Origin of the sequence: Candidatus Palauibacter sp. (assembly GCF_965237495.1) — a bacterium.
In the GTDB taxonomy this organism is placed as follows: Bacteria; Gemmatimonadota; Gemmatimonadetes; order Palauibacterales; family Palauibacteraceae; genus Palauibacter.
This window is the reverse complement of sequence record NZ_OZ250143.1, coordinates 3,174,343-3,199,185: the sequence shown is the minus strand read 5'-3', so window position 1 is coordinate 3,199,185 and position 24,843 is coordinate 3,174,343. Positions and strand designations below refer to the sequence as shown.

Genomic DNA, 24,843 nt, shown 5'->3' with positions numbered 1-24,843 from the left:
TGCTCTGGGGTAGTTGTTCTGCTAGCGTGAGCGCATGGCCGCGCCACTCGCGAACCGGGAGCCCCGGAACCTCGAGCCACCGCAGATGACCGGTCACCCTACCCTGGAACGAGCGCCGATTCGCGAAGCACTGATCGACTTCCGCGTCAACCTTGGGACGGGCCTTGTCCTCGAAGCGTTGGAGGCATTGGCGCACTCCCTAAGGGAGGATTTCCCGACGCAGGATCTGATCCATCAGTTCCACGGCCAGATCAGGTTCGACCCGGACGGCGTCGTGGCGGAGCAACCGCAGGGGGGATTGCACGGACACCGCCTGGTATCCGCGGACGGGCTCGACGTTGCCCAGATACGTTACGACGGGTTCACGTTCAGCCGGCTTGCACCGTACGAATCTTGGGTGCAGATGCTGGATCACGCTTGGCCCGTATGGGAGCGATACGTGTCAGGATTGCGACCCGTGGGAGTCAGCCGAACAGCGACCCGATTCATCAATTGCATTGAGGTGCCGCCGCACGGGCGCTTGGACAAAGTTCTTACGGCACCGCCCCAGGTACCTGCGGGATGGCCTTCCGCGTGCAGCGCCTTCCTCTGTCGATATGTGCTAAAGGCAACCGACGACATCACCGCGAACGTCTCATTCGCGACCGAAGCAGGCGCGAATCATGAGTTTGCGTCGCTGCTTCTCGATATCGATTGCTACAAGCTGAGTGACTTCCCGACGAGCGGAGAGGCGATCAAGGCAACCCTTGAGAAACTACGGAAGATCAAGAATGACGTGTTTTTTGAGAGCCTGACATCCGAGACATTGGAGAGCTATAAGTGACGAGCCTTGCCGTAGCCCTGCTTCCAGAGCGAGTGGCGTTCCCACTTTGGGGAACGGACCGCGGTGCAACGAAGGAATCGCAGGAGATCCCCCGAAGAGTCACAGCCGTGGCCGAGAATCTGCTTGAAGCCGCATCCAGTGGTGTCGTCTCCGCAGGACGCGCGGCACTTAAGGAAGCGGTTGCCGAGTGTTCGAACCCTGACTGGGACGGTTACGGTGCCCTGCCGGCCAAACTTGAATCAGCATCTTGGGCTGAGCGCGTGGCTGCGGCGTTTCCGCGGGGGCTTGGAGTGCCTCACTTTTCGTTTGATCCGGAGGGCGATGCTCTTCTGGAGTGGTTCTTTGGCAAGAACCACGTCCTCACGGTGATCGTGAGCAGCACGGGCGAACTCAGCTACGCAGCGCGAATTAACGGCGCCAAGGTGACTGGAATCGAAGTCTTCGCAGATGCTCTCCCCTCACGTCTTGCTGAGACGGCTCGCCGCCTGGCTCCGTAGGCAACCGGGAGCCGAGCTTCCGATCACTCGCTTGATCTTCACGAGGAGGTGGATATCGAGGAGTTCAGGCGATGTGCGCCCCCAAGCGTTGCTGCCTCGACGTGGACCGCAACGTCTGGAACTCTCGGTCTTCCAGATCGATGGTTTGGGTGATGGGGGAGTATGGGACCACGCGGCACAGCATGCCCCTCGCCCCGGCCGGAATCTCCACGGTAGAGCAGACTTCCATTCGGAGGATGTCACTGACACGGGCACTCTGGAGCTCAAGTTGGATAACTCGCCTCCGCGGCATGGCAACATCGTCGGCTGGCCTGGCGAAAGAGACGCTTCGGTCGTCCCGGGTCTTTCATTCGAGACCCGAATACACTTCGAAGACAGCGATCACAAATGACGAGTTCCCCGCGCTATGTTGCGTTGAAGCATTGGCTGGTGCTCACCATGTCGGCTGCGCTTTCCCTCACCGCGCCCGGGACCGCGGCCGGACAGACCGAGTTCCACCTTCAGATGGGCAGCCTGACGAACCCCTTCGCGGAAACCCGCGACGGCACGGTCGTCGTGACCTTCCAGTCCGCCGCGCAGTGGTCGTGGGGCGACCACTTCCTGTTCTTCGACTACAGCGCCGACGGCGGGAACGACGGCTTCAACGAGAAAGATCTGTACGGGGAGTGGTACCCGTCGCTCAGCCTCGGCAAGATCACCGGGAGCCGCGTGGGGTTCGGGCCGATCCGCGACTTCGCGGTGCTGGGCGGGGTGAACTACAGCGCGAAGGCAAAGGTTCTCAAGTACACGCCGGGAATCCGGGCCTCGTGGGACATTCCGGGGTTTATCTTCCTCAACACGGAATTCGCCCGCATGATCGACGCGAGCACTGGGATCGATGCGGGCGGCGCGCCCAAGACGGACGACGGCTTCATGTTCGACGTGAACTGGCTCGCGACGTGGGAGATGCTGGGGCAGACGTTCACCTTCACGGGCCACGCGGAGTACATCAGCGGCGTGACGACCGAGGGGGGCGGCGAAGACCGGGGCTGGATTCTCGCTCAGCCACAGTTCACTCTGGATCTGGGCCGGGCTCTCGGCGGGAACGGCGGCCGGCTCATGACGGGGATCGAATACCAGTACTGGCGCAACAAGCTCGGCACCGATGTGACCGAGAGCGCCGTGCAGTTCCTGATCGTCTGGCGCCTCTGACGGCAACCTGTCGAGTCAAGCGGCGGCCGGGCTACGTGAAGGAAGGGACTGAACGTTGAAAGCCTACGTTGCGGTTACGGACAAGAAGTGGTTCGACCACCTGCGAGGGCTCTCCCGCCGTCAGCCTGTTGAGGAAGTGAACTTCTGGACTCCGAAGCCGTGGGGCGGCGAGTTCGGCGTCCTCTCCCGGGGCCAGCCACTGCTCTTCAAGCTCCGCAGCCCGCACAACGCGGTCGTGGGTGGGGGTTTCTTCGAGCACTATACGTCTCTCCCGATAAGTCTCGCCTGGCAGGCGTTCGGCGAAAAGAACGGCGCGGCGAGCCTGGGTGAGGTTCGGGACCGCACAGCTCGACTGCGGAGAGATACTCCGCGTCCATGGGAGGACTACAAGATCGGCTGCATTCTGCTGGCCGAACCCTTCTTCTCGGATGAAGAGAACTGGTGTCCCCAGCCCGCCGATTGGGCCCCCAGCACGCAGCGGGGGAAGTCCTACGACCTCACAGCGCCGGTCGGAAAGGAACTATGGCGGGAGGTCTCCGATCGGCTCCTGGGCATGAGGGTGGCGGAGTCGACATCCGGGGAGCTTCCGGGCGGCTACTCCTACGGGACCGTCAGACGTCGTGTGGGCCGGGGGATCTTCCAGAGCCGTGTAATGGACGCGTACGAGCGGCAGTGCGCGGTCACCCGCGAGCGGGCACTGCCGGCGCTCGACGCAGCCCACATCAAGCCATTCAGCCTCAGGCAGGAGAACCACATCCAGAACGGGATCTTGCTGAGGTCCGACGTGCACCGTTTGTTCGATGCCGGCTACGTAACGGTCACGCCTGAATATCATGTGGAAGTGAGCGAACACGTCCGGACGGATTTCAACGACGGGGAGAACTACTTCAAGCTGCGCGGAGAACGGATATGGGTACCCCCGAGCCGGGAAGACCGGCCCGGAAAGGGATACCTGGAGTGGCACAACGCGAACCAGTTCCGGGAATGAGAGGGGACATCGTCTACCGAGAAGAGTCGGACGGGATCGAGCGACTACAGGCCATGCTGCGAGACTTTGCGCGCGCCCGGGACTGGGAAGAGTATCACACGCCCCGGAATCTCTCGGCGCTGATCGCGAGCGAGGCCGGAGAGCTCCTCGCGCTCTTTCGGTGGGACCAGGATGCGCTCGGGACCCGCCGTAGTGACGTCCGGCACGAGGTGGCGGACGTGTTCCCGGGGATTCTCCGTTTCGCGGATGTGGCCGAGATCGACCTTGTGAGCGCGGCAGAAGAAAAACTCCGTTTGAACGCCGAGAAATACTCCGCCAGGAAGGAGTCACCCCCGTGAATAACCGGCGGCCACCCCTATCTCGCGTCTTCGTCGGCCCGGTAGCGGCTATCTCGATGTTGGTGGTCCCAACCTTGGGCGTCTTGGCGGCCGGCTGCGCCCGTGAGACGCGGCCCGAAGCGCCCCCCGTCGACCCCGAAGTGCTGGCGGCGGAGCACGGGGAGTGGCGCGCGGGGCGACGGACCAGCCTCGCGAACCCCAACGCGGGCGTCATCAGTTGGGACGGGCTCTTCGAGTTGTCGGAGGGAGCCAACACCTTCGGCTCCGACCACGCGCAGGCCATCGTGCTGGCGGCGGAAGACGCTCCGCCCCTGGCGGGGACCCTACACCTCGAGGATGGGGCGGTTCGTCTCGTTCCGGAGGCCGGGAGCGGTCTGCGCCTGAGGGACCGCGAGTCCGGCGAGGTCGGCGATCCTGTTGCGAAACCGATCCCGCTGCCCGACGACCGGAGTGATGGGACAATCCGGCTCGCTCTCGGCTCTCTGGGGATGCGCGTCCACGCGGAACCGGGGACGGAGCGGCTCTGGTTGCGCGTCTGGGATACGCACGCGCCCCGACTCGACGCATTCGAGCTTCCCCCGTACTTCCCGATCGAGAATGAGTGGCGCGTAACCGCGCGCTTCGAGCCCTATCCGGAGCCGCGCACGGTATCGCTGGCCGACGTGAGGGGTGGGACGCTCGAGAACACGGCCCCCGGAGACCTGGTCTTCCGTGCGAAGGGCGGGGAGCATCGTCTGATGGCCTTCGCCTCGGCCTCGAGCCGCAGCTACTTCATCAGCCTGTGGGATTCCACCGCCGTCACCGACACCTACCAGGCGGGCCGCTACATGCGCGTGCCGTTGGCCGACGACGATGGGTGGACGACGATCGACTTCAACCGCGCCTACAACGCGCCCTGCGCCTTCACCCCGCACTCGGTGTGCAGTCTGCCGCCGCGCGAGAACTACCTCCGCTTCGCCGTGACGGCGGGAGAGAAGCGGCCGTAGCCGACTACAAGTGCCCCCGCTCTTTGGCATCCCACCACTTCAGGAACGATTGAACGACTGCATAGGCCAGGGCGGCCTGCTGCTCGGCCTCCTCGCCCCGCGCCTCCTCGAACACCGCGACGGCGACTGAACCTGCGGTGTCCGGTGAAGCGAAGGCGGTACGCAGACAATCGACCGCACGGGCCACCTCGGAATCGCCGGCATGCCGGGCGAGTCTGTCGGCGATCGCCGCCGGGCCCTCTTTCGCGTACGCCAATACGTAACAGAGGTCGTAGGCATCATTGGGCGCTTGACGGTCTTCAAAGGCATGTGCCTTCAGCACCACGAAACCGGGAACGTCTACAAGTCGGAAGTCCACGACGACAGCGTGGCCCTCGGCGTCTACTTCGAAGCTGAACTGCAAGTCGTTCCCGTCCGCGTCTCTTCGGTAGCGGTACCCACGCTCGAGGAGTCGCTCCGCCAGCGTCGCGTAGTCGTCGGAGCCGAAGACATTCGGATCGAGGAGGATATCGGCGTCGATCGTGCCTGCATGTCCCGGTGCTCCGCTAAGGGCAATATCCTCCAGGAGTCCGGGGACTGCCCCGCCAACCAGCAGCGCATGCCGAGTCCGGCGTCCCATGGCAGCAAAGACATCAGCTATCACGCGTTGTGCTCGACGCGCTACCTCAGGTCCGTAGGTGGATCGGGTCTTCACCGCTCACCACGTCTGACAGTGAGTATGTAAGGGCCTCACGCAGTCGATTCTCGAAGAGGCGCTCGGCGACGTCGGGTTCGCGTCCTCGTCCGTTGTAGAGATCGACGAAGAGCTGGACAGGATTGACGCAGGTCACGGTATCGTGCTCGCCGGAAAACTGGAACACTCCCTCGTCGGACGGCCTGACGAGGCGCACGGATTCGCCGCGGTCGACGGGTAGGAGGCCAAGTGTCCGGGCAAGATCGCCGGGGTCTCGGTCCACGTAGATGTCGACGACGCGAGCGGGTGCGTACGGTTCGATGAACCGTGCTGCCGCCAGTCGAGACACCGCGTAGCGTACGCCGAGGCTATCGAGTCTGTTCGAGAGTCGTCGCGTGACTTCGTCAGGATTCGGGAATCGCGACGCGAACCTGCCGGCGTCACGGAAAGCACTCTCGCTGACAGCCGCCCAACGCCGGAGCAACGCCTCGCCATCGGCCAGTCTCACCCGACGATCCGAGTCGCGTCTTACGTAGACATCGCCTTCCAAGGTCTTCAACGTCTTCACCGAAAGGCCCGCGCTCACCCCCACTCGTTCCGCGAGCTCGGTGACGCCCCACCACCGCTGTGGATCGGCGAGCAGGGCTCGCACGATTCGAGAAGCTTTTCCGCGGAAGGGATTCACGATTCGACCACTTCGGTCCGGACCATAATCTCCGGGAGCCTCTTTGCCGCCGCGAGTTACGATGAGAAGTCGCCCCGGAATAGCGAGCCGCACCTCCCCTCGAAGGTCGATGTAGTCGACACCGGCACGCTCAAGGAGTTGGCGCGTCCGCTCCGTCACGCGCGGGGCGACGATCACGCAACGGTCCGCACCCAGAGTTGCCGCCGATGCCTTGAGTCGAGCGGAGACGGGGCCCACGTCGCGCGGCCAGATGCTGGTCTTCGCTTCAATCACGAGGCGGGATTCGTCGGAACCCGACCGAAGCGCCCAGACCGCGTCAACACGTCGCGCGCCTCCTTGCTCTTCTCGCATCGACGAATCCAGTTGAAACCCGCTGGCCGAATCCAGGAGTTTGCGCAAGAGGGCGTCTCCTGCCGTGAGGAGTCTGCTCTTTGCCATTGTTCACCATAACACCGCTGTTCACTGGACAGTGAACTTATCGTGTGTAGTGAATCACGTCAAGCGAGAGTCCGAACCGGGCGCGAAGGTCCGCCGTCGGCGAAGTCGGCCACCCCTCAGGCTGGCGGAAGCTCCTTTTCCATCTCCTCCGCAGCCATGAGGGAGAGGGCGCAGAAGGTGAGCGTCCCGTTCGCGCAGCCGCTGGAGACGATCGTCGGGGCCCCCGCCACGAACAGGTTGTCGTGGTCGTGGGCTCGACCCCAGCGATCCACCACGCTCGAGACCGGATCGTCGCCCATCCTGCACCCGCCGCCCGGATGCTCCCACAACTCCGATGGCGCCCCGGTGCTCCTCATGGCGCCCCCGGCCGCGCGGGCCAACTCTTCGAAGCGTCCCGTGATCGTGTCGTACGTATGGCGCTCCAGGTCGATGCTGGCCTGAGCCGGGCGGAAGTCGATCCGAGGCATCGGGTCGCCCAGCTCGTTCGTGGATCCGGGGTCCAGAGTCAAGCGACTCTCGCGGTCCGGGAGCAGGTCATAGTAGGCCCGGATGCGCGCGGTGGACTCGGACTCGGTGCGGGCCCTCCAGTCGGCCATGATCTCGTCGCCCCACATCAGCCGCCCGTCCTCGTCCATGAGCCTCGCGGTGCGGCCGACGGCCGACTCCCACAGCCGAAGGTCGTGGCGCACGTAGCGGTCCAGCGGTCCCGGACTGGCGAAGCGGTGGGAGAGGAGGCTGTTGTAGACGAAGATGCCGGGATAGAGGCGCATGGGCAGGTTGATGAAACCGCTGACGTACCAGTGTCCCGTCATGTACCGCCCCACGTTCCCGGTGCGGTTGGCGAGGCCGTCGGGGAAGCGGCCGTTGGCCGAGAGGAGGAGCAGGTGGGAACTCCAGGCGTGGCCGGCGGCGATCACGAAAGTTCCCGCGCGGAACTCGACGGGCTCATCGGGCGCGTCCCGGTCGACCGCTTCGGCGAAGGCGATCCGGTCCGAATCCGGCTCGAGGGACAGGCGCCGGACCAGGGTGCGGGTGACGAGTTCGATACGCCCGTCCGCCAGCAGCCGGTCGAAGGCGAAGTCGGGCGTGTACTTGGCCCCCGTCGGGCAGACGGAACAGGTGTCACACCGCCGGCAGACGTTGCGCCCCTGATAGGGCTCGGTGTTGCGCGCCCAGGGCTGCGTCCAGAACGGAATATCCGTCTTCTCGGTCCACTCCCGCATGCGCGCGAGGTTGTACGACAGCGGCAGCGGAGGCATGGGGTAGGGCTTCGACCGCGGGTCGCATTCCTGGGGACCCTGCTCGCCCGCCACGCCGATCCGCTCCTCGGCCTCCTGGTAGTACGGCTCCACGTCGTCCCACGAGATGGGCCAGTCGAAGCCGACCCCGTACAGGGACTTGAGACGAAAATCCTCCGGGGAATAGCGCGGGGTCGCGCCGCCCCAGTGCATCGCCGATCCGCCCACGACCATGGAACTGTACATGGCGCCGGTGCCGGTCTGGCCGGGGATATGGTCGTTCGGATAGGGGTTCTCGCCGTACGCCAGCATCCGCGCCCGGGTCTCACGCCGTTCCTGCAGGGACGCCGTCCGCTCTCCCGCCTCGACCACGGTGATGGTTGCCGTGGTCCGCTCTGCGAGCCGTTCCGCCACCATGGCGGCGCTGATCCCTCCGCCGATGATGCAGACGTCGCTCTCGACGACGCGCGTCACGGTCCGGCTCCCGGCGCGGGAGGCTCGTCTTCGGCCCCGTCCAATGTCCGGCACCGCACTTTCCTGATGGCCCGCCCGTAGCACAGGTCGGTCGCGGTCGGCGAGTCGAAGAAGTGCGCCATGAGAGCCAGCGCGACGTGGTCCGCATTCCCGGGCGCTCCCAAGGCGGTCCCGGTTTGCCCGAGCGGCCGCGCGAGCAGCTTTCGGCGGCCGGGCACGTCAAGCTCCGACAGGGACACCCCGTGGCGGCGCGTGCACTCCTTCTCGAGGCCCTGAAGCTGCGCCGCCCACCCCGGTCTCGGATCCGGCCCCGAATACCGGATCTCCGGCACCAGATACGGGTGGCCGAGTTCGGCGACGGGTTCCAGTCCCTCGGACCACCGCTCGAAGGCGGCGACGGCTCGTTCGCGACCGTCGCTGCCCAGTTCGCCGGGGAGAACGGCTTCGGCGACGGCTCGGAGAGTCTCGGCCGGGAGGGCGACCGTGTCCCCGTCAATCTCCCCCGCCGCCTCGCCGCCCGCCCCGGGAGCACAGCCGGTGAGAGACACGGCGGCCACCGTCGCCGCAGACTGCTTCAGGAATGACCTGCGTGATTCCGCCATGGCCGACCGGCCTTCCGGAGCTTGGGCTGCCCGAGTCTTCAACGGAGCGTAGACGTGAAACCCGAACCGTCGCAAGACGCTACTATTGTGCCTTGCACGAACCGGGTCGGTGCAGGAGGACATCGATGATGAGAGGCCGGGATCCAGCTAAGTCGGCGCGGACCATCTCCTTCAAGCCGAACTTCGCGAAGGACCTCCGGCGGCTTCCGAACACGCAGGTCGCCCGCGTCATGAGCAAGATCTCGACTCTCGCGGTTCACCCCGAGGCCGACGCGAAGGTTCGAAAGCGGATGAAGGGTGAGTGGGCGGCGTTTCAACGCCTCCGAAGCGGTGACTACCGCGTGATCTATGCCTTCGATGAGACGTCCGTCAGCCTCTATTCGGTGCGCCTCCGTGCCGACGACACGTATGACTCGATGCCCGCCGCCGAGATCTTCTCCCACGGAACCTTTGATCTGGCGGGCCCAACTGCGGCCTACGCCGCGCCGGTCCCGCGCTGGATGCAGCAGGCGGAGCCGCGCGAGGAGGTCACGCCGCTCCCCGAGCCCGTGACGGAGGCTCTGCTCAAGGCCCTGGACGTGCCGCCGCAGTATCACGCTCGGCTAGCGGAGGTTGACTCGCAGGAGGCGCTGCTCGGCTGTCCCGGGGTCCCGGACCATCATCTGCTGGCGATTGACGGCCACATGTTCGAGAAGCCGCTCGCTCTGGTCGACGCGGAACCCACCTATGTGGCAACGGGCGGGGTGGACGACCTGCTCCGCTACGCGCAGGGAGAGCTCGTCCCGTTCCTGCTCAAGCTCCATCCGGAACAGGAAAGACACGTCGCGTGGACGCCGGACGCGGACGGCCCGACCCTCCTGAAAGGCGGGCCCGGGACGGGGAAGACGACGGTCGCCCTCTACCGGGCGCGGGAGATGATCCGGGCCCTGAGGGAGCAGGGCCACCCCGAGCCCCGAATCCTGTTCGCGACCTTCACGAAGGCGCTGGGTACGTTCGCCGGGGAGTTGCTGGAATCCCTGCTCGGCGATGACGCGCGTCTCGTGGACGTCCGAACCGTGGACAGCCTGGCATGGCAGGTGCTCACGGCGTCGGGTGCGCTCCTGCGCCGACCCGAGCCGGAGGAGAAGAGAGAGATCCGGCGCCGGATCCTGAGTGACCTTGTTGGACCCGAGCAGTCATCGGTGCCAGAGCGGCTGGGGGAGGCGTTCCTCTTCACCGAGATCGAGGTCGTGATCCAGGGAAGGGGCATCCGTACACTGGCGGAATACCTGGCGGAGCCCCGCCCTGGCCGCCGCGTGCCGCTGGATGAAGCGGCCCGGCGGGTCGTGTGGGCGGCGCACGAGGCGTACGAGCGGGCACTCGCCGAGGCGGGGTGCCGAACGTGGCAGCAGGCACGGGCGAGCGCCGCGTCTCTCGCGGCTTCGGGCGGGTGTCCGGTGCGGCCCTACGACGCCGTGATCGTGGACGAACTGCAGGATCTCGGGGCGTCCGCGATCCGTTTGCTGCTCGAGCTCTGCGCGGAGCCGAACCGCCTCTTTGCCGCGGCAGACGAGAACCAGTCGATCCATACGGCGAGCTTCTCGTGGGACGACGTGCTCACGCACCGGACCGTCGTGGGCGTCGGGGGCCGCGTCGAGACCCTTACTGCCACGCACCGCTCGACGGAACAGATCATCGAGGGCGCGCGCGACTACCTGGCGGCCGGACTCGGCGAAGCCCTCGCTCCCGACCCGCAGCGGTATGTCCACTCGGGCCCGCTTCCGGTTGTCCGGGCACTGGACGATGTCGACGACGAGGCCGACCTCCTGGCCCGGTACCTGAGAGGCGCCACGCGCGACCTCCACTTCACCGTGGGGTCGAGCGCCGTGCTCGTGCCGCACTCGAGCGACGGACGGAGGATCGCCGAGGCGCTCGAGAAGCGAGGCGTCCCGGCCGTCTTCCAGAACTCCCGAAACTTCGAGTTCGACGACAACACGGTGCAGGTCCTCCCCCTGCGTGCGGCGAAGGGGCTGGAGTTTCCGGTGGTGGCGGTGGCGGGATTCATCGGGTCCACCTACCCGGATTTCCCGAGCGGGGTGGACGACGACGCGCAGACCGACCTCCTCGTCCGTGAGCGGCGTACCCTCTTCGTCGCCGCCACGCGCGCCATGCGAGCCCTGCTCGTGGTCACACCGAAGGGAGATGATTCCATGCTCTTCGACGGTTTCGACTCGAAACTCTGGAATACGGGGTGACGCCGTACCTCTCTCTGCCTGGGCTGAAGCACCGGGACGTCTCGGGAAGCGGGAGACCTCCGGCAAAACTGGCGCATGGCTCGCCCGCGGCGCATCCTTCAGCCCTCCGGGGCGCCTCACGCCCCGCCAATCTCGAGGGGCCGTAGCTCAGTTGGGAGAGCGCCTGCTTTGCAAGCAGGAGGTCGTCGGTTCGAATCCGATCGGCTCCATCCGCACGTCCCTGTACGTGCGGGGTCGCGACCGTGCGGGGGGCCGCTAGCGCCGGCCGCGTTCCGGAGGAGGTCGGGCCGTACCGGACTTCGGCCGCACGCGCTCCAGCACGGCGGTCTCAATGGCGCTGTCGCCCGCTTCCGAGGCCTCCGCCTCGCCGGTTCCGATCACGCGTATGACGCGCCCCTCCTCATCGACGATCCGCAGGGGCAGGATCCGGGTGTCGTCGCCCAGTCGAATCACGCGCCCTCCACGCTCGGCGCCGATGTCGGCGGAGACCTGATACGGACTGCCCAGACTTGCGTCGACCTTGTAACCCAGGTCCGCCATGGACTGGATCGAGATCACGCTCAGCGGTTCGCGCAGTCCAATGGTGTTGGACGGTCCCATCAACTCGGTCGGGAAGACGGATTCCCGCCAATGACGGTCTCCGTCTTCCACGTCGTTGTCGACCGGCACTTTCCCGCCCGTGTAGCCGGCACCGCCGGCCGCGTCGAACGCCGCGACGGCGGCCGGTCCGGAAAAGTGCGTGTCCCGCGGCGCGGGCTGGCCCCTGGAGGGATTCTGGAGGTAGCCTCCCCAGAGCAGCCCGAATCCGAAGGCGTGGGCTAATTCATGGACGGCGACCTCCCGGAGGTCGCCGTTGTCGACCATGAGTTGCACGTCCGCCGCGTCAAAGACGGCGATGGCCAGATATGGCAGACCCGAAGCTCGGATCCCGCACATCCCCGCCCACGCCAGTGTGCCGCCGGGGCCATCGACGGGATCGACGTCCACCAGGATGGCGAAATCGTCCACTGCGTCGACCTGGGCGGCCGTGCGGAGGTTGAGGCACCGAAGGTGGTCGTTCACGGGAACATCGTCCAATTCGTTCTCCGCCAGGATCGTCGCCCACAGGCCGGCCGCATCCGCGATGTCGTTCCGTTGGGAGGACGTGACGGAGGCGGTGAAATAGACGTCCATCGCGAAACCGCCGGTGTCATGTTCCTTGACCTTCACCTCGAAGGACTGCTCCGCGGTGAGGCCGTGCGGGTCGTGGGCGGTCACGGTCACCAATGCCGAACCCTCGGTTCCGCCCGTGACGATCAAGGTGACACCGAGTGCGATGGCGCTGGCCACGCGGTCGTCGGAGGACGACGCTGAATAGCGGAGAACGTCGCCATCGGGGTCGGTGAAATAACTGGACAGATCCAGGTTCACCTGGCCGCCCCTCAGCAGTTCGATGTCCGGCATAGTTCCGACGGGGAGCGGGGGGGTGTTATCGGGCACCGTCACCTCGAAGCTCCCGCTGGCCTGAAGGCCCCCCGGATCGGTCCCCGTGACCGTGATCGTCGCCGAGCCCGTGGCGAAGGCCTTGAGTATGACACTGCTCCCCGACACGTCGGCCGTGACCACGGCGGGGTCCGACGAAGTGGCGTCGAAGGTGAGCGGATCTCCATCGGGATCCCTGATATACGGTGACATATTCCGCGAGGCCTCGTCTCCAGGGGCAAGTACCGAGGGCGGAATCGTTCCGACCACCCGGGGCGGACGATTGGCGACCGTCACCTCGAAACTCGTGGCGGCTTCGAGGCCGTCTGGATCGGCGGCGGAGATGGTGATCGTAGCGGTGCCGGTGGCCACCGCGCGGATCGTCACAACGCTGCCCGCCAGTGAGGTTGTGACCACTCCGGGATCCGATGAACCGGCACCGAAAGTGAGCGGATCTCCGTCGGGATCCGAGAAGTGGGCCGTCGCGTCTACCGCGTCCTCGCCGGGCACGGAGAGTGTTAGGGGCGGAACCACGCGGGTCACCGTCGGCGAGCCGTTGTTCACGGTCACTTCGAAATCCTGGACGGCCTCCAGGCCCGCGGGATCGGTGGCGGTGACGGTGATCGTCGCGGCACCCCGCGTCACGGGGGTCACCGTAACACTGCTGCCGGACACGGAGACCTCGGCCACGCCGGGATTCGACGAACCCGCAGCGAACGTCAGCGGATCACCATCGGGGTCGCTGAAATAGTCCGAGGCGTCCACCGTGTCGTCGCCCCCGCCGACAAGCTCCAGGGGCGGGATCGTGTTGGTGATGTGCGGCGCGCGGTTGGGCACGGTCACGTTGAAGCTCTGCGCGACCCCGAGCCCGCCGGGATCGGTCGCGGTGACGGTGATGGTCGCCGTGCCCGCCGCCACCGCCGTGACGGTGATGATGCTGCCCGAAGTCTCGGTCCCGGCCACGTCGGCCTGCGAGGACTCCGCCTCGAAGGTGAGCGGATCCTCGTCCGGATCGGTGAAATACTCCGACACGTCCACCGTTGCCTCGTCGCCTGCCTCGACTTCAACGGAGGGGATCGTGTCGGTGATGTGCGGCGCGCGGTTGGGCACGGTCACGTTGAAGCTCTGCGCGACCCCGAGCCCGCCGGGATCGGTCGCGGTGACGGTGATGGTCGCCGTGCCCGCCGCCACCGCCGTGACGGTGATGATGCTGCCCGAAGTCTCGGTCCCGGCCACGTCGGCCTGCGAGGACTCCGCCTCGAAGGTGAGCGGATCCTCGTCCGGATCGGTGAAATACTCCGACACGTCCACCGTTGCCTCGTCGCCTGCCTCGACTTCAACGGAGGGGATCGTGTCGGTGATGTGCGGCGCGCGGTTGGGCACGGTCACGTTGAAGCTCTGCGCGACCCCGAGCCCGCCGGGATCGGTCGCGGTGACGGATGGTCGCCGTGCCCGCCGCCACCGCCGTGACGGTGATGATGCTGCCCGAAGTCTCGGTCCCGGCCACGTCGGCCTGCGAGGACTCCGCCTCGAAGGTGAGCGGATCCTCGTCCGGATCGGTGAAGTATCCCGACACGTCCACCGTTGCCTGCGCTCCCACGGCCAACTCGAGATCGGGGAAGACATCGGTGGGCTCGGACGCGCGATTGGGCACGGTCACGCCGAAACTCTGAGTCGCGCGCGGGCCGTCGGGATCCGTAGCCATGACCGTGACCGTAGCGGAGCCGGAGGCTATTCCCGTAAGGCTCACCGTGCTGCCGGAGACGCCCGCAGTGGCCACGGCGACATCCGAGGACTCGGTGCTGTAGGTGAGCCGATCTCCGTCCGGATCGGTAAAATAAGAGGCGACATCGACGGTGGCCGTAGCCCCGACGGCGACCTCCTGGGCAGGGATCGTGCCGGTCGCCGCGGGCGGCCGGTTCGGAGCAGACGGTCCGGGCTCCGGTCCCGTGCTCCCGTCCGAACAGGCCGCGATCCACGCGCCAACCGAGGCGACCAGCACGCCACAGGATATCCGGCGCGGGGACGGGCGCCCCCACGTCCTCGCCATCAGAGACCTCGCCATGCCTTACCGATTACGAAGACGCCCCCACCATGACAAGCGGAGAGCGAGCAAAGGCACTCAGCGAGCCTCGATGAAGAGGTCGGCGATCTCGAAGATCACGTCCCCGAAGACCAGCCCGCCCCCCTGAGGATAGCCGATGTCCGCGATGTTCGCGGCCACGGCGACGGCCACACCCTCGTCGGGGTAGATCAGGAGCAGGGCGTTGCCGCCGATGGCGCCGCCCGCGTGTCCAACCGCGCGCCGCCCGCCGACCATCTCGGGAGGGAAGAGGCGCCAGCCGATCCCGACTCCGATTTCCTCGCCGGAGACCGTCCGCTGGGGCGTCCACAGCAGTTCCAGCGTCTCCGGCTGGAACAGGTCCGGCTCGAGGTGGGCGTGGGCGAAGCGGAGCAGGTCCTCCGTGGTAGAGAGGAAGCCGCCCCCGGCCCACTTGTGGGAGTTGTCGATGTAGCGGGCGTTGATGAGACGGCCATCCGCCGCGCGGTCGTAGGGGCGCGCGCGGTTCACGACCAGGCTGTCGGTGTGGTCTCCGCCCGTGTGGAGCATACCGAGCGGCCGGAACACCTCCTCGTCGAGGTACTGCAAGAACCCCCGTCCCGAGGCCGCCGCGATCACCGCGCTCATCAGGTTGAAGCCGTAGCTGGAGTAGGAGAAGCCTGTTCCGGGCGTGGCCACCAGCGGGTCGTCGGGGAAGATCTCGAGCGCCTCGAACACCGTCTCGTAGCGTCGCGTGAGGTAGTACTCCGCCTCGATGTCTTCGTAGTGCCGGATGCCCGCGAGATGTCCGGCCAGAAGCCGCGTGCTGATCTCCCCCTCCGGCTTGTGCGGGAAGGAGGGGAGGTACGCCTGCACCGGCGCATCGAGATCGAGTTGTCCCCGCTGATGAAGGAGCGCGGCGCCGGCCGCGGTCAGGATCTTCGAGACGCTCCCGATCCGATAGCGGGTGAGCGGTGTGGCGGGGCTCCGAAGCTCGAGGTCCGCGTACCCCATTCCCTCGGACCACACGACTCTGCGGTCCACCGAGACCGCGATGGAGAGGCCGGGAATGGACATCGCCCGCTGCAGCGAGTCGAGCTTCCCGCGGGAAGCCGCGATGACATCGGCCCACCGGGCCCTGGTCCGTCCGGGCGAGCGGCAACTCCTGGCCCGCGACATCGGCCGTCACGTGGCTCAGCGCCGCCATGATGCCCAGCGCCAGGCCCGCGCACCGTCCCCTCCACGCGCTCACTCTCATAGGTCGGATGCTCGCTCGCCCCACGCATCCGCGCCAGCCCTCGAACGGCCCTCTCGGCGGGTCCGGGGAACGCAACGGTGGTCGGCAAGGCTGGCTACTGTGTCGTCGATCGACAACACTTCGCACTTTATCGTTGTGCGGAGATATCGCAGAGATGTCGGTGAACGGCTACAATACACGGTCTGAACGTTGCGACCCGACACCGTAAGGATGCGCCATGCAGGTGCGCACGACGAACGAACTCGGCCTCAGAGTCCGCAAGGCGCGGCGCTCCCGCAGCTGGACACAACAGGAGCTTGCCCGCGCCGCTGGTGTCGGCCGGCAGTGGATCGTAGCGCTCGAGGCCGGAAAACCACGCGTCGAACTGGACAAGGTCCTTCAGACCCTCGCCGCGCTGGACATGTCCCTCTCGGTCCGTGATGCGCGGGGGAGCGGCCCCTCCGATGCGGGCATCGGAATCGCCGTGCCCGACACCGACGCCATCGTCGACGCCCACCGGGATCCCCCCCCGTGAGCGAACGCCTCGTCGCGGTGGCGAGCGGGTGCGTCATGGGGTACGTGCTGCGCGGCGCGAGAGGGAAGCTCTCGTTCGCCTATGACGAGGCGTGGCGCTCGGCGGCGCGTGCCTATCCGCTCTCACTCGCCATGCCTCTCGCAGCCAGGAGGTACGGTCATGACCGGATCGAACCGTGGCTGTGGGGTCTCCTGCCCGACAACGAGAACGTGCTGGCTCGATGGGCGAGAACGTTCCACGTGTCCGCGCGCAGCGCCTTCTCCCTGTTGCGAGAGACGGGTGAGGACTGCCCGGGCGGCGTTCAACTGGCCACGCTGGAACGCCTGCAGCGCCTGGTCGAATCGGGCTCCCGGGAAGTCGAATGGCTGACCGAAGAGGGTGTCGAGGCGCGCCTGCGCGCCCTGAACGAGGACGGGAGTGCATGGCGGCTCCCGAGCGATGTCGGCCGGTTCAGCCTGGCTGGCGCCCAGTCGAAGACCGCCTTGCTCCTGGAAGACGAGCGCTGGGGTGTTCCGCGGGGAAGGACACCCACCACACACATCCTGAAGCCTCCGATCCCCGGCTTCCCGGGACACTGCGAGAACGAACACCTCTGCTTGGCCCTGGCCCGGTCGCTGGAAATCCCGGCGGCCCGTTCAAAGGTGTGCCGCTTCGGCGCAGAGACGGCCGTCGTCGTGGAGAGGTACGACCGCATCCTGGTAGACGGTCATCTCGTCAGAGTACACCAGGAAGACCTCTGTCAGGTCCTGGGTTTGCCGCCAACCCTGAAGTACGAGAATGAAGGCGGCCCCGGCTGCCGGCAGATCGCTCAGGCCATACGGAGGCACTCCGGCCGACCCAGCCGGGATGTCCGGACCTTCGTACGGGCACTCGCGTTGAACTGGATCATCGGGGGGACCGACGCCCACGCGAAGAACTTCTCTCTTCTCATCGGCGCTGGCGGCCGTGCTTCCCTCGCCCCCCTGTACGACGTGGCCAGCCTGCTGCCCTACCCCGGCCACTACGAACCGAAGCTCAAGTTGGCGATGAAGATCGGGGGCGAAGCCCGGCTGGGGTACACCCAGGCGAGACACTGGACGCGCCTTGCGAGGGACGTGGGGCTGGCGGCGTCGGAGGTGCTGGAATCCTGCGCATCTCTCGCTGCCGCGATCTCGGGGCGACTTCCGGGAATCGTGCAAACGGCCCGCAATGACGGGCTGGACCATCCGATCCTGAACCGTCTGGAAGAGGCGATTCTGGCTCGCGCCGAGGTCTGCCGGGCGAAGGTAGGGTAGGACGCCCTGCCCACCCACGACACCACAGCCAACTAGAGCGACGCGGCGAGAACCTCAAGCTGATCGATGGCCCTGCCCCAACCCTTGTGAAAGCCCATCCGCTCGTGCTCCTTGAGCGCCGCTTCGTCCCAATGCATGGCGCGAGCGGTGTAGCGGGGTCAAAAACCGTGAGTCAGTTCACGGCACGCGGGAGACGCTTCACGACTACTGTCTGGACGTCGAGTTCGTCCCGCTCGATGAAAGCCGCCAGCCCTCCGGGTCCGAACGCGTCGGGAAGCTCTGTTGCTCCGGCGCGGTAGCTGCCGAGGTAGCGGCCATCCGAGGCGAGGATGTCGATGGGGCCGTCGCTGACGGGCTCGTCGCCGCGGCGCAGGACCCAGATCCGACCGCGCCAACTCGTGCGCAGGTCTCGCACGACGGGAACCTCTTCAGCGAACTCCAGCGTCTCGATCCGCTCGCGCTCACGGGCTCCACCGCCGGTCCCGGATACCGTCATTCTGTCCCCGGACCGGGAGACCGAACTTTCCGGACGACCTTCGAGATCCCTCAACCTGCGGTCCTTTTCCTCGCTCATCACGCGTTCCGTGACGGGCTCGGGTGAGAGAGGCCGGGTCAGTATCGAACTGATTCGGCCATCCCGCTCCGCGATCTTGATCGCGTACGCCGACGAGTCCGAAAATGCGATACGTCCGCCGGGGAGCACACCCGCAAAGAGCTCCGGTTCAAACCCTCTCCGGGGGCCCCTGCTCATGATCTTTTGCGGGTCGCCAGCAATGGAGCGTGCGGCCGGCTTGGTCCAGGCGGGACCCCAGACCTCGGCCGCGGTCTCCACTGCTGCCTCGTCACCCGTGAGGAAGATTCGCTCGATCGTGCGTGTGTCGGGGAAGACCATTATGGAATCGCGCAGCACGGACTGAAAGACAGCGCCTAGCATCTTTGCACCCCTGACGACGGATTCGCCACCGGCCTCCGGGTACATCTCTCGGACAAAACCGCCCATGCGCACCATGCGCTCAAGATTCCCGCCGGGGTCGAAGAGGTGGTACGCGCGATGTCCCATGTCCGCGATCACGACCCTGCCATCGGACATGACCACCATATCCACGGCCGACTGGAATTCGCCCGGTCCCTCCCCTCTGCGACCAAACTCGCGCACGAAATCTCCATCGGGTCCGACAACAACGACCCGCGCCGCCAGGCGATCGAACAGGTAGAGGTTCCCGGCATCGTCGAACCCCACCCGGCCGATCGTGCCGCACTCCTCCCACGCTTCTCCAAGCGCGGAGCCGACGCGGTAGACCTCCTCGAAATCGGCCTCCAGCCAGCGGTCTTCTCCCGGGAGTTCGATCACCTGCTGGGCTCCCGCGATCCGGGGCGCCGCCGAGATCGCCATCGTCGCCAGGAGCGCAGGGGCGATTCCGGCCGCTCCTGAACGGATACGTCGCGTCGCAGGATTCCAACCGGCGGGCATCGGGCACCATCCTTTCCGGCCGCCTCGGCGTACGCCTTCACGGCATCGAGATCCGCTGCAATCGCCTTGGCGACGACTCCCTTCATGAGCGGCGTGACGAGTTTGGCGCCAAGCCTGTAGGGCCTCGCCTCCATCACCATGACCAGCCGCGTCCCTCGGCCATCCGGGCCCGGCTCGACGGTGAATGTCGTGTCCCAGACCGTGCCACCCTGGTCGGATACCAGGCGAACACGCTCGTCCTGAACGTATTCGGTCACCTCCAGCTCCGTGGTTGCCCTTCTGCTCCCCATGAGCCGCGTCTCCCGGAAGCGGGCACCCACGCCCCACTTTGCCTCTGACAGGAACTCCACACGCTCGATGTGCGGCACTGCCTCGGAAAAGTTGGAGATGTCGGCGACGGTCGAAAAAACGACTCCGGTCGGAGCGTCGACGGTACGGCTGAGTTCGGTGCGCGTCATGGTGAGAGGTTGTCTGGTCCATGGTAGATCACCCTGCTTGCTTCCTTCGGACCGACACCATAGGTATCGCCCCCGCTCATCATACCCGTCTCCCCAGCCGACAAGCCACCTTGCGATGACCGCGGCCTACTTCACGCCCCACACCTTCAGCTTCCTGAGCGATCTGGCCGCCAACAACAACCGGGAGTGGTTTCTCGCCAACAAATCACGATACGAGGCGGACGTCAAAGAGCCGGCGCTCCGTTTCATCTCCGATTTCTCCATGCCCCTCGAGGGAATCAGCCCCCACTTTCGCGCCGACCCGAGGGCGAATGGCGGCTCGCTCTTCCGGATCTACCGCGACACCCGCTTCTCCAGGGACAAGACCCCATACAAGACCGTCACCGGCATCCAGTTCCGACACGAGGCGGGCAGGGACGCCCATGCTCCCGGCTTTTACCTGCACATCCAGCCGGGGCATTGCTTCATGGGTTGCGGCTCCTGGCGCCCCGGGGGTCAGGCGCTCCGGCAGATCCGCGAGTTCATCGACGAGGATCCGCAAGCCTGGAAGCGGGCGTCACGCGGCGCGCGTTTTCGCAGGACCTTCGAGCTCTCGGGCGACTCGCTCATCCGGGCCCCGCAGGGCTTCAGCGTAGACCATCCGCTGATTGAGGACCTGCGGCGCAAGGATTTCATCGCGGTGGTGCAACTGAGCGAAGACGACCTGATGTCGGATGACTTTCTCGACAGGTTTAGCGCCCTGTGCCGCACGGCCGCGCCGTTCCAGCGATGGCTGTGCCGAGCGACCGGTGTGTCGTACTGAGGGCGTTGGCCGGGCTGCCGGACCGTAGCACCGCCCTCACGGGATCGTGGGGTTCGGGTATCGGGGGACTCTCGTCAGCCCCGGGATCCCGAACGCGCGCGACATGCCGACCACGATCTCGATGTTGGCGTTCCCCTCGTCCCATTCGTCGAGCCTTGTGGCGAGGCCGAGGTCGAGGACACTCCAGTTGCTGACCTGGAGGCGGGTACCGATCTCGGCCCAGACCCGTGCTCGACCCGCGGAAACCGGAGCCTCCACGTAGAGGTCGGCCAGGATCGCGCGGCTGAACAATCCCAAGGGGTAGTCCGCGCCAATGCCGAAGCGCCAGTAGTCGCCGCCATCGGCCGCGCCGGCGATGCGGTAGCCGCCGTTTGCGTGCAGGCGGAGTCGGCCCAGAGAGCGCGTGGCGATCCCCGTTGCGCCGAACTGCGAGGCGTCGTGACCGATGCCGCCTGCGCCCGGCGTACTCGCGTCGAGCCGCAGGCCCAGCGCGGGGAGCGAGACGGTTTCCCGGGCCACGCCATAGAGCAGGTGAACGGAAGCGGCTTCAATCCCGCCGCCCGTGCCGTCCCCATCCGGGCGCTCGATGCCTCCTTCGATCTCGACGCCCACCTGTCCGTTGCGGAACAGCCCGGTCTTGAACTCGAGCAGGCCGAGCAGGCCGCGGTCGCCTTCGCCGAGGGAGCCGCGCACACCGCTCTGAAACTCCCACTCGCGGAACTTGATCGGGTGCGCATCCTCGACATGGATCGGCCGGTCGAGTTCGGCGGCGCGAAAGTCCTCCTGAGCGGCAACTGTCCCAGGGAGGGCGGCGGCTCCCGGTCCCAGCGCGATGCCCAGCGCGACGACCCGCGCGGCGGCCCTCACCGGTCACCTCCGTTCCGGGCGCCCACTGGCAGGTCGCGTCTCGGTGCGGGGAGGGGTCGCATGAACTCGCCCATCGGCGCCATCCGGGCTTCGGGGTGCCCCTGCGGCAGCCACTCGCCCGTCGGCAGTTCCGTCGGCACGCGCATCGCGTGGGGGCTCATGCGGTGGTCCCCACCCATCGGCATCCCCGGCGCTTCGATCGTGTCCTGGCCCGCGTAGGTCATCTGCCCGCGCAGGCGCTCGATCTCCGCCGCCTTCTCGGGCCGGGAGTACGAGGGCTCAGCCATGATGTCGTTCACGACATCGTGCATCATGTGGAGGTTGTCGAAGATGTGCGCGGCGGCCGGGAACATGCGGGAGAACCGCGGCGCGACCTCTCCCGTCAGCGGCATGACGTGCGGAAGTTCGGCGAGCACGGAATCGGTGAAGACATCAATGACCCGATCGAGTTCCATGCCGCGCCGCTCGGCGTCCGGCTCCATCAGCGCCTCGTACACGGCCGCGTGGTGCCAGTGGTAGGCCCACAGGATCCCGTTGATGTCCGGATACGCCGCGTAGAAGTTGCCGGCCCACTCCCCGCCGCCCTCCATGAAGCGGTGTCCGTAGCCGCGAGTGGAAAACGCGGCCTCCGGCTCCGACAGGTAGTAGGCGATGGCTCGTTCTCCCGCGGCCCGTTTGTCGGCGATCCGGTCGTCCGTGAGGATGTCGTACAGCTGCGAGTGCAACATGTGCGTCCAGTCCATCGCCTGGGCGGTCTCGAACGCGAGCCGCGTCCAGTGGGGCGCGATGATCTCGGCGGGCGGCTCAAACTTCGGTGGATCCGCAATGTACGCCCGAACCTGCGCCTCGAACTCGGACATTTGCCTCGGCGTGTCATCACCCGGGCTCATCAGGATCTCGTACGCGGCGAAGTGCGTGAAATGGGCGGCGTAGAACGACCTCGCCGCCTCTTCGTGCGTGTCGTAGAACGCGAAGTTGTAGGGTGCGGCCAAGCGGTAGACGCCATTGCGCTGCGCCGACCCGCAGGCGGCTGCGGAGGCCGCGGCGAACGCGGCGAGCCCGAGGATCCCTGCGGGATGCCGGGCGAACTGAGCGGATGGCATGTATTGTCCCCTCGTCTGAACGGTGACACTCGGCCGCGGCACGTCATCGTGGCGGCGGTCGGGGTGCCTGTGCGGCTACGTCCGTTCAGGCAGTTCTTGGAGGGGGTGTGTCCGGAGAGGCGCGCGACAGAATCGGGGCCGCGCTGCCCTGAAGCGTGGGATCCCATGTTTGTGAGAAGGTGCGAAAGCCCGGTCCGGCCTCCGCGAGCGAAGCCTGCAGCACGACGGCGCAGCCCATCAGCGAGTGGCAGTCAGCGGCGTCCGATGCGTCGCCGGGGGCGTCGGCGAACGCAGCGACCATCCCCGCGTGGTGATGATCGGGGTGATCGTGCGATCCCGCCTCGCACAGCGGCGCGCGCGCGTACGGCAGGATGAGCGCAATCAGGAGCAGGGAGTGGGCGATCCGGCGCATGTATTCAGTCTATCCGGACCTGCCCACCGTGTCGATTCGCGCCGGGGAAGTTGGGACTGTCCGGGGTTCAGTCCTGGCCCACGGTCCGCGGGAGGCGCTTCACCACCACGGTCTGCACATCGAGCTCGTCACGTTCGATGAAGGCGGCCAGGCCCCCGGGGCCGAACGCGTCCGGGATCCGTGTCGCGCCGGTGCGATAGCTCCCCAGATAGCGGCCGTCCGGCGTGAGGATGTCGATGGGACCGACTTCGTGGGGCTCGTCTCCGCGGCGCTGAACCCAGATCCGGCCGTTCCAACTCGTGCGCAGCCCGCGGACGATGGGGACCTCGTCAAAGAACTCCATCGTCTCGATCTGTTCGACCCAGCGGTTCCTCTCCCCCCCTCCTCCGACCCCGCGCACGCCGTCGGGGGTCCGAATGAGCGATCCCTGTCCGAGGAGTTCCCTCAGGCGGCGGTCCCTCTCCGTCCTTTCCATTCGTTCCGTGACCGGCTCGGGCGAGAAGGGTCGGGTCAGGATCCGCGAGATGCCGGTCTCGCTGCTGGCAATCTTGATGGCGTAGGCGGAGGAATCCGAATACGCGACCCACCCCCCGGGGAGCACGTCCACCCCGAGTTCCGGTTCGAAAGCTCGACGCTCGTTCTCATCTCCACGCGGCGGTTCCCACCCCCGCGCGACGGTTTCCCGCGCCAACGCCTCGTCCATGAACGTCCATCGCTCGATCACGCGTGCGGGCGGTCCGGTGTCATCGAGTGAGCCTCCGACGTAGACCGCACCAGCGATCGCCGCGCCAACGACAACCGACTCGCCACTGCGCTCGGGAGACATCCAGGGGATGTGGTGGAGTCCTTCGCCGCCCATGCGGACGTAGCGCTCGTACTCTCCGTACGCGTCGAAGATCTGATAGGCTCGATGTCCGGCGTCGGCGATTACGACCCGGCCATCGGCCATGACCGCCATCTCAATCGCGTGCCTGAACTCCCCAGGTCCTTCGCCCAGGCGGCCAAACTCGCGAAGGAGCTCTCCGCCGGGCGCCACGATGACGACCCGCCCGGCGAGGGAATCGAGCACGTAGAGATTCCCGGCCGCGTCGAAAGCCACCTGGCGCAAAGTGCCGAACTCCTGCCACACCTCGCCGTCCGCGGACCCGACCCGGTACACCTCCTCGAACCTCGTTTCGAGCCAGCGATCCTCGCCCGGAAGCTCGATAGTCTCTTGAGCAAGCACCTTCGCCACACTCAGGGTCCCTGCCAGGAGCGGAATTGCCGTAAGGGTGGTCCCGAACCGGTATCGTCTAGCCATTGCACACCTCATCGCGGCCCATGGGTGTCCTCGTCCACCCTACCAAGGTCCCACTACCCGGGCTGGCACCCGAGGTTGCGCCCCGGGTCGTGCTACCCGGGAGAGTCGGCGGCGCTCGCGAATCGGGTCCCGGCACTCTGGAACTTGGGGCGGGTCTACGACGCTGATCGACTCGCAGAAGGGCAGGTAGTCGGCCAACAGATCCTCCCGCTCTCCGTCTGTCAGGCGGAACTTCGGATAACACAGCACGCGGACGAGTTCCGAAACCGTATCCCGGCTCGCCAACGGCAGAATCGCGGCCGAGCGCCAAGCGTCCCGCAGCCACCTCACCATTCCCGTGGGAAAGCAGGGCCGACAGCAGCACGTTGGTGTCCAGAACCGTTCGAACCGGCGTCATTCCTTCCGGCGCGCCCAGGCGACGGCGTCCGCCACGTCCCCATCCGACAGGCCGAGCTCGGCCAGCTTCGCCCGCACCGCGTCCGCCCGCGTCACCTGCACGGGGGTCAACACGATGCGGCCGTTCTCCTCCGCCACATCGAAGTAGTCGATATCAGGGAAGCCCGAGATCACGGCCTTCGGGAGGGTCAACTGGTTCTTGCAGGTCAGCTTGGCGAGCATGACAGCCTTCTTTCCTGCAAATAAGGATACAAGGATACATTGCCCGAACGAGCTCCACCACTCAAATCGCTGCGGTGTCTTGCTGCCGCCGCTGCTC

General features: G+C 66.5%; 24 protein-coding genes and 1 tRNA gene. 11 read left to right on the top strand and 14 right to left on the bottom strand.

Annotation, left to right across the window (positions count from 1 at the left end; translation table 11 throughout):
• Positions 1-85 precede the first annotated feature (85 nt).
• From ACPXY0_RS14035 to ACPXY0_RS14010, 6 genes are all read left to right on the top strand, one after another.
• Positions 86-823, top strand: a complete 738-nt coding sequence (locus ACPXY0_RS14035; RefSeq protein WP_423925571.1) for a TIGR04255 family protein — start codon at positions 86-88, stop codon at positions 821-823.
• A gap of 107 nt (positions 824-930) precedes the next feature.
• A complete protein-coding gene (locus ACPXY0_RS14030) occupies positions 931-1,320 on the top strand; it encodes a hypothetical protein (RefSeq protein WP_423925569.1) in 390 nt (129 codons plus the stop codon).
• 414 nt (positions 1,321-1,734) lie between these two features.
• A complete protein-coding gene (locus tag ACPXY0_RS14025; protein WP_423925567.1) occupies positions 1,735-2,511 on the top strand; it encodes a nucleoside-binding protein in 777 nt (258 codons plus the stop codon).
• A 55-nt stretch (positions 2,512-2,566) separates the two neighbouring features.
• On the top strand, positions 2,567-3,499 hold the full coding sequence (locus ACPXY0_RS14020) for an HNH endonuclease (RefSeq protein ID WP_423925565.1): 933 nt from the start codon (positions 2,567-2,569) through the stop codon (positions 3,497-3,499).
• Positions 3,496-3,837 carry a nucleotide pyrophosphohydrolase gene (locus tag ACPXY0_RS14015; protein WP_423925563.1) on the top strand — a complete coding sequence of 114 codons (342 nt, stop codon included), beginning with the start codon at positions 3,496-3,498 and terminating at the stop codon, positions 3,835-3,837. The genes ACPXY0_RS14020 and ACPXY0_RS14015 overlap by 4 nt, the downstream gene beginning before the upstream one ends.
• A gap of 74 nt (positions 3,838-3,911) precedes the next feature.
• Positions 3,912-4,823, top strand: a complete 912-nt coding sequence (locus ACPXY0_RS14010; protein WP_423925561.1) for a DUF1684 domain-containing protein — start codon at positions 3,912-3,914, stop codon at positions 4,821-4,823.
• A gap of 4 nt (positions 4,824-4,827) precedes the next feature.
• On the opposite strand, the gene ACPXY0_RS14005 is transcribed toward ACPXY0_RS14010, so the two are convergent.
• The 4 genes from ACPXY0_RS14005 to ACPXY0_RS13990 all read right to left on the bottom strand — a co-directional run bounded on the left by ACPXY0_RS14005 (position 4,828) and on the right by ACPXY0_RS13990 (position 8,933).
• Positions 4,828-5,517, bottom strand: coding sequence for a hypothetical protein (locus ACPXY0_RS14005; protein ID WP_423925559.1), 690 nt, complete (start codon positions 5,515-5,517; stop codon positions 4,828-4,830).
• Complete coding sequence (locus ACPXY0_RS14000) at positions 5,489-6,358, bottom strand: hypothetical protein (protein WP_423925557.1); 870 nt, start codon at positions 6,356-6,358, stop codon at positions 5,489-5,491. Before ACPXY0_RS14000 ends, ACPXY0_RS14005 begins: the two co-directional genes overlap by 29 nt.
• Positions 6,359-6,735: 377 nt before the next feature.
• Positions 6,736-8,331 carry a GMC oxidoreductase gene (locus ACPXY0_RS13995; protein WP_423925555.1) on the bottom strand — a complete coding sequence of 532 codons (1,596 nt, stop codon included), beginning with the start codon at positions 8,329-8,331 and terminating at the stop codon, positions 6,736-6,738.
• Complete coding sequence (locus tag ACPXY0_RS13990; protein WP_423925553.1) at positions 8,328-8,933, bottom strand: twin-arginine translocation signal domain-containing protein; 606 nt, start codon at positions 8,931-8,933, stop codon at positions 8,328-8,330. The genes ACPXY0_RS13995 and ACPXY0_RS13990 overlap by 4 nt, the downstream gene beginning before the upstream one ends.
• Before the next feature lie 125 nt (positions 8,934-9,058).
• Between ACPXY0_RS13990 and ACPXY0_RS13985 the strand changes: the two genes are divergently transcribed.
• Together ACPXY0_RS13985 and ACPXY0_RS13980 are read left to right on the top strand one after the other, a co-directional pair.
• Positions 9,059-11,167 (top strand): UvrD-helicase domain-containing protein, encoded by a 2,109-nt coding sequence (locus ACPXY0_RS13985; protein ID WP_423925551.1) that lies wholly within the window; start codon positions 9,059-9,061, stop codon positions 11,165-11,167.
• A gap of 136 nt (positions 11,168-11,303) precedes the next feature.
• Positions 11,304-11,376: transfer RNA gene (locus ACPXY0_RS13980), tRNA-Ala, on the top strand.
• A gap of 46 nt (positions 11,377-11,422) precedes the next feature.
• Here ACPXY0_RS13980 and ACPXY0_RS13975 read toward each other — a convergent pair.
• From ACPXY0_RS13975 to ACPXY0_RS13965, 3 genes are all read right to left on the bottom strand, one after another.
• Entirely contained in the window at positions 11,423-14,017 is a 2,595-nt protein-coding gene (locus ACPXY0_RS13975) for an Ig-like domain-containing protein (protein WP_423925549.1), read from the bottom strand.
• The gene (locus tag ACPXY0_RS13970; RefSeq protein WP_423925547.1) at positions 13,965-14,630 is read right to left on the bottom strand and encodes a hypothetical protein; all 666 of its coding nucleotides are present in this window, start codon (positions 14,628-14,630) and stop codon (positions 13,965-13,967) included. Before ACPXY0_RS13970 ends, ACPXY0_RS13975 begins: the two co-directional genes overlap by 53 nt.
• A 120-nt stretch (positions 14,631-14,750) precedes the next feature.
• Positions 14,751-15,848, bottom strand: a complete 1,098-nt coding sequence (locus ACPXY0_RS13965) for a serine hydrolase domain-containing protein (protein WP_423925545.1) — start codon at positions 15,846-15,848, stop codon at positions 14,751-14,753.
• A 296-nt stretch (positions 15,849-16,144) separates the two neighbouring features.
• On the opposite strand from ACPXY0_RS13965, the gene ACPXY0_RS13960 reads away from it, so the two are divergent.
• Positions 16,145-16,441 (top strand): helix-turn-helix transcriptional regulator, encoded by a 297-nt coding sequence (locus ACPXY0_RS13960; RefSeq protein ID WP_423925543.1) that lies wholly within the window; start codon positions 16,145-16,147, stop codon positions 16,439-16,441.
• Complete coding sequence (locus ACPXY0_RS13955) at positions 16,438-17,715, top strand: type II toxin-antitoxin system HipA family toxin (protein ID WP_423925541.1); 1,278 nt, start codon at positions 16,438-16,440, stop codon at positions 17,713-17,715. Before ACPXY0_RS13960 ends, ACPXY0_RS13955 begins: the two co-directional genes overlap by 4 nt.
• A 172-nt stretch (positions 17,716-17,887) precedes the next feature.
• Here the strand turns inward: ACPXY0_RS13955 and ACPXY0_RS13950 are convergent, their stop codons facing one another.
• Together ACPXY0_RS13950 and ACPXY0_RS13945 are read right to left on the bottom strand one after the other, a co-directional pair.
• The gene (locus ACPXY0_RS13950) at positions 17,888-19,108 is read right to left on the bottom strand and encodes a 6-bladed beta-propeller (protein WP_423925539.1); all 1,221 of its coding nucleotides are present in this window, start codon (positions 19,106-19,108) and stop codon (positions 17,888-17,890) included.
• Positions 19,063-19,644: an SRPBCC family protein gene (locus tag ACPXY0_RS13945; RefSeq protein WP_423925537.1), complete on the bottom strand. Its 582-nt coding sequence runs from the start codon at positions 19,642-19,644 to the stop codon at positions 19,063-19,065. Before ACPXY0_RS13945 ends, ACPXY0_RS13950 begins: the two co-directional genes overlap by 46 nt.
• Positions 19,645-19,759: 115 nt before the next feature.
• On the opposite strand from ACPXY0_RS13945, the gene ACPXY0_RS13940 reads away from it, so the two are divergent.
• Entirely contained in the window at positions 19,760-20,446 is a 687-nt protein-coding gene (locus ACPXY0_RS13940) for a DUF2461 domain-containing protein (RefSeq protein ID WP_423925535.1), read from the top strand.
• 36 nt (positions 20,447-20,482) lie between these two features.
• Here the strand turns inward: ACPXY0_RS13940 and ACPXY0_RS13935 are convergent, their stop codons facing one another.
• The 5 genes from ACPXY0_RS13935 to ACPXY0_RS13915 form a co-directional block, all read right to left on the bottom strand.
• The gene (locus tag ACPXY0_RS13935; protein ID WP_423925533.1) at positions 20,483-21,313 is read right to left on the bottom strand and encodes a hypothetical protein; all 831 of its coding nucleotides are present in this window, start codon (positions 21,311-21,313) and stop codon (positions 20,483-20,485) included.
• Complete coding sequence (locus tag ACPXY0_RS13930; protein ID WP_423925531.1) at positions 21,310-22,416, bottom strand: hypothetical protein; 1,107 nt, start codon at positions 22,414-22,416, stop codon at positions 21,310-21,312. Before ACPXY0_RS13930 ends, ACPXY0_RS13935 begins: the two co-directional genes overlap by 4 nt.
• Before the next feature lie 85 nt (positions 22,417-22,501).
• Positions 22,502-22,828 (bottom strand): hypothetical protein, encoded by a 327-nt coding sequence (locus ACPXY0_RS13925; protein ID WP_423925529.1) that lies wholly within the window; start codon positions 22,826-22,828, stop codon positions 22,502-22,504.
• A gap of 67 nt (positions 22,829-22,895) precedes the next feature.
• Positions 22,896-24,062, bottom strand: coding sequence for a hypothetical protein (locus tag ACPXY0_RS13920; RefSeq protein WP_423925527.1), 1,167 nt, complete (start codon positions 24,060-24,062; stop codon positions 22,896-22,898).
• 459 nt (positions 24,063-24,521) lie between these two features.
• Positions 24,522-24,746, bottom strand: a complete 225-nt coding sequence (locus ACPXY0_RS13915; RefSeq protein ID WP_423925525.1) for an AbrB/MazE/SpoVT family DNA-binding domain-containing protein — start codon at positions 24,744-24,746, stop codon at positions 24,522-24,524.
• Positions 24,747-24,843 lie beyond the last annotated feature (97 nt).

What these genes read in the sequence shown, in the direction of transcription:
- ACPXY0_RS14015 (WP_423925563.1), top strand. Translation starts at nt 3,496, where the DNA reads ATGAGAGGGGACATCGTCTACCGAGAAGAGTCGGACGGGATCGAGCGA.
- ACPXY0_RS13990 (WP_423925553.1), bottom strand. Translation starts at nt 8,933, where the DNA reads ATGGCGGAATCACGCAGGTCATTCCTGAAGCAGTCTGCGGCGACGGTG.
- ACPXY0_RS13945 (WP_423925537.1), bottom strand. Translation starts at nt 19,644, where the DNA reads ATGACGCGCACCGAACTCAGCCGTACCGTCGACGCTCCGACCGGAGTC.
- ACPXY0_RS13950 (WP_423925539.1), bottom strand. Translation starts at nt 19,108, where the DNA reads ATGGCGATCTCGGCGGCGCCCCGGATCGCGGGAGCCCAGCAGGTGATC.
- ACPXY0_RS13930 (WP_423925531.1), bottom strand. Translation starts at nt 22,416, where the DNA reads ATGCCATCCGCTCAGTTCGCCCGGCATCCCGCAGGGATCCTCGGGCTC.
- ACPXY0_RS13940 (WP_423925535.1), top strand. Translation starts at nt 19,760, where the DNA reads ATGACCGCGGCCTACTTCACGCCCCACACCTTCAGCTTCCTGAGCGAT.
- ACPXY0_RS13985 (WP_423925551.1), top strand. Translation starts at nt 9,059, where the DNA reads ATGATGAGAGGCCGGGATCCAGCTAAGTCGGCGCGGACCATCTCCTTC.
- ACPXY0_RS13960 (WP_423925543.1), top strand. Translation starts at nt 16,145, where the DNA reads ATGCAGGTGCGCACGACGAACGAACTCGGCCTCAGAGTCCGCAAGGCG.
- ACPXY0_RS13965 (WP_423925545.1), bottom strand. Translation starts at nt 15,848, where the DNA reads ATGTCGCGGGCCAGGAGTTGCCGCTCGCCCGGACGGACCAGGGCCCGG.
- ACPXY0_RS14035 (WP_423925571.1), top strand. Translation starts at nt 86, where the DNA reads ATGACCGGTCACCCTACCCTGGAACGAGCGCCGATTCGCGAAGCACTG.
- ACPXY0_RS13915 (WP_423925525.1), bottom strand. Translation starts at nt 24,746, where the DNA reads ATGCTCGCCAAGCTGACCTGCAAGAACCAGTTGACCCTCCCGAAGGCC.
- ACPXY0_RS13925 (WP_423925529.1), bottom strand. Translation starts at nt 22,828, where the DNA reads ATGCGCCGGATCGCCCACTCCCTGCTCCTGATTGCGCTCATCCTGCCG.